Origin of the sequence: Halorientalis sp. (assembly GCF_028275115.1) — an archaeon.
Taxonomy (GTDB): Archaea; Halobacteriota; Halobacteria; order Halobacteriales; family Haloarculaceae; genus Halorientalis.
Window position 1 is genome coordinate 1 of the sequence record NZ_JAQCNH010000066.1, and the last position, 6,190, is coordinate 6,190.

The following is a 6,190-nucleotide window of genomic DNA, read 5'->3' on the forward strand; positions in this document are numbered from 1 at the left end:
GAGGGCGAGGGTGGTGTCGGTCGCGTCGGTGCCGCCGACGGTCCACCGGTCGAAGGCGAACCCGTCGACGACACGGTCGGCGCGGACCACCGCGCCGGCGACTGTGCTGTGCGAGCCGGTGTACGATTCGGCCACGCCGAGGGCGCGGACCCCGGCTTTCACGTATCGTCTTTGATATCTTCGAGCCGGTCGAGGAGCTCACCGTTCGAGGCGGTAAACTCGAACTCGACATCACCGTCGTGGGCGTTCTCTTCGGCCGACACACCGTCGTTGTCGTCGTAGTCGGCGTCGTACTCCTGATTCTCCTGTTCGGATTCGTCGTAGCTCCCAAACCCCATACACGTATGTGTTCGTGTGTCAGGGTAAAAAATCGCTCGGGAGGTGTGAACTGGTCTCACAGTCCGCTTCTGTAACAGGTACGGCGACGACCGCTGGGTCGGGTCACGTCGACTATCCGCTCGAATTCCGCGACCGCCTCGTCGCTGCCAGCGACGACGACGTTGGACTGGCCTCCCGGGCGGGTCGCACGGGCGCCGGCAGCCTGGCTCGCGGCCTCGTCGACGGCGTGTTCGGGTCCGGCAATCATGAGGACGGTGTTGGGCGTGATCCGGTCGTCGGGGTTGGGCGGGAGGTGAAACACCCCGTCGAACCAGCCCGCAACCAGCGTGCTGTCGGGATTGGTCACGACCGGGCAGTCCGTGACCCGGACGCCGTGCAGCGGGCTGTGTCGCCGGATGAGCACCTCGTGGATAATGATCTCGTCGGTCGGGTCCTCGACAGAGACAGAGAGGATTGCCTTCTCCGCGAGGATGGCCTTCCGGCGCAGCGACGGAGTGAAAGAGATTACCCGCAAGTCCTCGTGCCTCCAGCGCGGTGAAGACAATACTCGCGGTGCGGTCGCCGGCTCGGGTGTCCGCTCGCGCTCCACAAACTCCAAATCAATCCAGTCTCTACTTCCGGTGACGCGGGCGATTTCTGGCATAGACCACCGAGGAATTCTCCCGCCTCGCTTTTCACCCTTAACGAAACACGATCGGGACAGGATGACCAAGATATAAGTGGGCTCTCGTTGCATGGCCAAACATGTCACATGATGACGTGGCACAGAATTCCAGGCGGAGCGCAGGCGCGAACCGGAGAACCTTCCTGAAGACCGCGGGAACGCTGGCCTCGACGGCGGCGCTCGGACTGTCGGGTTGTATCGGCGGCGGCAGCGGGGGTGGCGGGAGCGGCCCGGTCAAAATCGGTCATCTCGCACCAGTACAGCTGGACATGGGGAAGGGGTCGATGAACAGCGCCAATATGCTGGTCGACCACCTCAACGAGGACGGCGGTATCCTGGACCGCGACGTCGAACTCGTCGAGGGCGACACACAGCTGAGTCCCTCCCAGGCGAACCAGCGCGTCCAGGAGATGGTGAACCAGGAGAACGTGGCCATGATCTCCGGGACCTTCGCCAGCGAGACCATGCTGGGCATCGAGGACCGCGTCGCCGACCTGAACGTCCCCTTCCTCGACACGGGGTCGGCGTCGCCACAGATCACAGAAGGCCACGTCGGGCAAAACTACGAAAAGTACAAGAACGTCTTCCGGAACAACCCGGTCAACGCCGACTTCCAGGCCGACTTACTCGGCGAGTACGCGAAGTTCCTGAGCGACCAGCACGGCTGGAATTCCTTCGCCGTCGTGGTGGAGGACGCCGAGTGGACGAACCCGGTGACCAACCGGACGCCGGGCGTGATCGAGGACGCGGGGCTGGAGGTGGCAATGACCCGCCGTATCTCGCCGGACACGACCGATTTCACGCCGATTCTGGACAGCGTCGAAGAATCCGGGGCGTCCTGCATGCTCAAAGCTATCTCCCACATCACGGGGACGGCGATGCTCTCGACGTGGGGCGCAGGCGAGTACCCCTTCGCACAGGAGGGGATCAACGTCGCCTCGATGTCACCCCAGTACTGGAGCGACACGAACGGCGGCTGTCTCTACGAGACGACGGCAGAATCGGGCGGCGGCGGCACCGCGGAAATCACCGACAAGACGGTCCCGTTCACGGAGGACTACGCCGGCCGGTTCACCGAACGACCGACGCTCCCGATGTACATGGGATACGGTACCTACGACGCCGGCTACGTCTTCAAGGAAGCAGCCGAGGCTGCCGGGACCGTCGACTTCGAGAACAACCTGGACGACATCGTCGCGGAACTCGAGAACACGGATTACACCGGCACGGCCGGGCAGATTCAGTTCTACGGACAGGACCACCAGTACCCCCACGACGTGAAGTACGGCAACGACTTCGCCCCGTTCCCCATCGTCCAGTGGCAGGGGGATGCCGAGAACGACATGATAGAGGGAGAGGGCGCCAAAGTCTGCGTCTGGCCCGAGGAGTTCGCGGCCGGCGACCACCAGATCCCGCAGTGGATGGCATGAACGCGTCACGACCACCGTCGATACCCCTCAAACCGGTGCCGGTCACAACGGTGAGACATGGTTAATCCGGCAACGATACTCGTCACGGGCGCCATGGTCGGCTCCCTCTACGTACTGATAGCCATCGGATTCTCGCTGATATACGGGGTCCGGGGCGTCATCAACCTCGCACACGGGGCCTTCATCATGCTGGGCGCGTTCGCGTACCTGGTTGCTGGCGGTCAGGTGTCGGGGGTGGCTGCCTTCGTGATAGCCATCCTGTTCGTGGGACTGTTCGCGGTCGGGCTCTATCTCGGGCTCGTCAGGTACATCGAGCACAACGTCGTCATCACGTTCCTCGCGACGGTCGTCGTGGCGCTCATCATCCAGCAGCTGCTGACCCTGGAGTACTCGCTCGCGCCGCGTTCGCTCGAGCCGATCGTCAGCGGCGGCATCGCGTTCGCAGGCACCCGCGTCCGGTACTACCAGCTCATCGCGTTCGCCCTCTCGTGGGTCGCGCTCGGACTGCTGTTCCTGTTCGTGCGTCGGACGACGCTCGGCCGGAACATCCTCGCAACCTCGATGACCGAGAAGGGCGCGAAGCTGGCGGGGACCAACGTCCTCTACGTCAACGTCGCGACCTGGTTCGTCGCCGGCGCGTTCGCCGGCTTTGCCGGCGTCTTCATCGGCACGCTACAGTCGACCAGTCCAACGATGTGGATCAACCCACTGGGACTCGCGTTCATCATCGTCACCATCGGTGGCGTCGGCAGTATCAAGGGGTCGATCATCGCAGCGTACCTCATCGGGTTCCTCGAAACGATGACAGTCACCTTCGTCGGACCGGCCTGGCGAGGGATGTTCGCGCTGCTGTTGCTGGTCGTGATCATACTGGCCAAACCAGAAGGCCTGTTTGGGAGGGAGTTCATTGAGTAAATCAGTCACCTCGGTCACGGAAGAGTCGGCATATGGCTACGGAATACCCCTGTTCGACACCAGGGTCAACCTGTACCAGGGAGGTGTGTTAGCTGTGCTACTCGTCTCGCTGGTGACGGTCCCGGTCTGGGCGCCGCCGTGGGCGTACCTGTTCGCCCTGGCGAACATCTGGGCCATCTTCGCGGCCAGCTGGGACATCATCAGCGGTCACACGAACTACATCAGCTTCGGGCACTCGTTCATCTCGGGGGCCGCGGCGTACACGACCGCGCTCCTGACGTTCAACGTGAACCCCGACATGGCGATATACATCACGTTCCCGCTGTCGGTCATCGTGGCAGTGGTGGCGGCGCTGGTGTTCGCCCTGCCGTCGCTCCGGCTGTCCGGGCCGTACTTCTCGCTGCTCACCTTCGTCTCGGTGCTGGTCGCGACGAAGGCGGTGTTCATCTTCTCGACGTACACAAACGGGGAGATGGGTATCAGCACGGTTTCGGTGTTGACATTCGACACTACCATGCTGTTTTATTACACGCTCGTTCCGGCGGTCATTATCACGGGAGCGCTGTTGTACATCAGCCGCTCGAACGTCGGGAAGGTGTTGAAGGCCATCGGCCAGAACGAAGCGGCAGTCGAGGCCGCGGGGTTGGACACGACCCGGTTCAAGCTCTGGGGCTTCGTCTACAGCGCGATTCCGATGGGCATCGGCGGCGCCCTGCTCGCGCACTTCTACGGCAACGTCGAGCCTATCGCCTTCCTCATCGTCGACCGGAGCATCGAAATAATCGCGATCGCGGCCGTCGGCGGGATGGGGACCATCCTCGGCCCGGCCGGTGCCGCGTACCTGTTCCTCTTCCTCCGGGACGAGGTGTTCAAAGCGTTCCTTGGGCCGAACGCCAGGTGGGTCGCCATCTGGTCTGTCGTCCTCGTGTTACTCGTGCTTTCCCCACAGGGAGTCCTGAAGCGGCTGTGGACCTTCCTCGGCAACCTGGGGGGTGACTCCTCGTGACGAGCGCCGACACGCCACTCGAGGTCGAGAACCTGCGAAAGGAGTTCGGCGGACTGGTCGCAGTCGACGACCTCTCATTCGAGGTAAACAGCAACGAGATCCTCGGATTCATCGGTCCGAACGGCGCCGGGAAGTCGACGGTATTCAACTGCATCATGGGCGTGCTGTCCCCGACAGACGGGTCCGTCTATCTGCACAGCGACGAGATCACCGGCCAGGACACACACGAGACCGTCAACCAGGGGCTCGCACGAGTCTCTCAGGAATCCAACCCCTTCGAAGAGATGACCGTCGAGGATAACATCCGGATATTCGCGGTCTCGAACAGCCCGTTTGCCTTCTCGTCGAATGACGACGAGGAGGTGATCCGGTCGCTCGCGCGTCGGATGGGGCTCGAAGACGAACTGGGGACGCTTCCGGATTCGTTGCCACACGCGGGGAGGCGTCGACTGGAGATCGCCAAGGCGCTGGCGACCGAGCCCGACATCCTGTTGCTCGACGAGCCGTTTGCCGGGATGAACCAGGCGGAGATCCGCGACCTCTCCGAGGAGATCCGCGGGTTCCGCGACGAAGGGATAACGCTGGTCGTGGTCGACCACAACATGCGCGGGCTCATGCAGCTTGTCGACCGCGTTATCGTCCTGAACGAGGGACGCAAGCTCGCAGACGGGACGCCGGAGGAGGTCGCAGACGACGAGCGCGTGCAAAGCGCCTACCTGGCGGGGGAGGTCTGAGATGCCCGGGGAGACACTGCTCGAGGTCGACGACCTCAGCGTCTTCTACGGGTCCTCGCAGGCCCTCGGCGAGGTCTCGCTGGACGTCGACGAAGGCGAGATCGTCAGCGTGATTGGCCCGAACGGCGCGGGCAAGACCACACTCCTCGAGAGCATGAGCGGGCTGCTCCCCTACGAGGGGTCGGTCCGGTACCAGGGCCAGGAGGTCTCCGAGCGGAACGTCCGGGCTCTCGTCGGCGACGGGCTGCTCCACTGCACCGAGGACCGGGACCTGTTCCCGTTTTTCACCGTCCACCAGAACCTCCTGATGGGCGGACAGCGGCTCGGTCGCAGCGAGCGGGAGGAGCGCCTCGACTACGTGTACGACCTGTTCCCGCGGCTCGACGAGCGCCGCAGCCAGGAGGCCGAGACGATGAGCGGCGGCGAACAGCAGATGCTGGCGATCGGTCGGGCGCTCATGGGCGACCCGGACCTGCTGATGCTCGACGAACCGACGCAGGGACTGGCCCCGGTGATCATCGAGGACATCAGCGACGCCGTCGAAGAACTCCGGTCCGAGGGGCTCACGCTGTTGCTCGCCGAGCAGAACACGACGTTTGCGATGCAGCACGCCGACCGGCTCTACCTGGTCGAGACGGGAACGATCGAACTCTCGGGCACCGACGAGGAATTCAAGAACAACGACTACGTGAGAGACGCCTACATCGGGATCACGTAGCCGGCCGCCGGAGTCAAAGACCCCGGCCTCGCCGTGTTGGGACGACCACCCAGCGGGGCCGGCGGCGAAACGACCCGGGGAGACGAGCGACCGTGGTTTCAAGCCGGGGCCGCCCCTCCCGTCAGGTATGGAGGTCCACAACGTCACGGCCGACACAGAGACGTTCACCTGTAACGCCTACCTCGCGTTGGGCGCGGAGCCGACGATGGTCGACGCCGGTGCGATGGAGGGGGTTGTCGACGCCATCCGCGAGCATACTGACGAGCTCTCGAAGGTAGTCCTCACCCACCAGCACGGCGACCACGTCGAGCAGCTCGCGGCCGTCGTCGAGGCCTTTGACGCGGACTGCTACGCCTACGCCGACCACCCGCTCCGGACCCACGG

Annotated in this window: 9 protein-coding genes and 1 pseudogene; 6 read left to right on the forward strand and 4 right to left on the reverse strand. The window is 63.9% G+C overall.

Going from position 1 to position 6,190, the window contains the following annotated elements; genetic code table 11:
• The 4 genes and pseudogenes from Q0964_RS09410 to Q0964_RS09425 form a co-directional block, all read right to left on the reverse strand.
• The coding region (locus tag Q0964_RS09410) for an endonuclease dU (protein ID WP_299266454.1) at positions 1-162 on the reverse strand (162 nt) is incomplete at its 3' end.
• Positions 159-338, reverse strand: coding sequence for a DUF5786 family protein (locus Q0964_RS09415; RefSeq protein ID WP_299266436.1), 180 nt, complete (start codon positions 336-338; stop codon positions 159-161). The genes Q0964_RS09410 and Q0964_RS09415, both read right to left, overlap by 4 nt.
• 56 nt (positions 339-394) lie before the next feature.
• Positions 395-853: a TrkA C-terminal domain-containing protein gene (locus tag Q0964_RS09420; RefSeq protein ID WP_299266456.1), complete on the reverse strand. Its 459-nt coding sequence runs from the start codon at positions 851-853 to the stop codon at positions 395-397.
• A gap of 51 nt (positions 854-904) precedes the next feature.
• Positions 905-982, reverse strand: a pseudogene (locus tag Q0964_RS09425) (IS6 family transposase); the annotation flags it as partial.
• Between the two features lie 101 nt (positions 983-1,083).
• Between Q0964_RS09425 and Q0964_RS09430 the strand changes: the two are divergent.
• From Q0964_RS09430 to Q0964_RS09455, 6 genes are all read left to right on the forward strand, one after another.
• Entirely contained in the window at positions 1,084-2,433 is a 1,350-nt protein-coding gene (locus Q0964_RS09430; RefSeq protein ID WP_299266439.1) for an ABC transporter substrate-binding protein, read from the forward strand.
• 57 nt (positions 2,434-2,490) lie between these two features.
• Entirely contained in the window at positions 2,491-3,348 is an 858-nt protein-coding gene (locus Q0964_RS09435) for a branched-chain amino acid ABC transporter permease (protein WP_299266441.1), read from the forward strand.
• On the forward strand, positions 3,341-4,354 hold the full coding sequence (locus Q0964_RS09440) for a branched-chain amino acid ABC transporter permease (RefSeq protein ID WP_299266444.1): 1,014 nt from the start codon (positions 3,341-3,343) through the stop codon (positions 4,352-4,354). The genes Q0964_RS09435 and Q0964_RS09440 overlap by 8 nt, the downstream gene beginning before the upstream one ends.
• A complete protein-coding gene (locus tag Q0964_RS09445; RefSeq protein WP_299266447.1) occupies positions 4,351-5,088 on the forward strand; it encodes an ABC transporter ATP-binding protein in 738 nt (245 codons plus the stop codon). The genes Q0964_RS09440 and Q0964_RS09445 overlap by 4 nt, the downstream gene beginning before the upstream one ends.
• Before the next feature lies 1 nt (position 5,089).
• A complete protein-coding gene (locus tag Q0964_RS09450; RefSeq protein ID WP_299266449.1) occupies positions 5,090-5,806 on the forward strand; it encodes an ABC transporter ATP-binding protein in 717 nt (238 codons plus the stop codon).
• Positions 5,807-5,933: 127 nt separating this feature from the next.
• Positions 5,934-6,190: MBL fold metallo-hydrolase (locus Q0964_RS09455; RefSeq protein WP_299266452.1), on the forward strand; the 257-nt coding region annotated here is incomplete at its 3' end.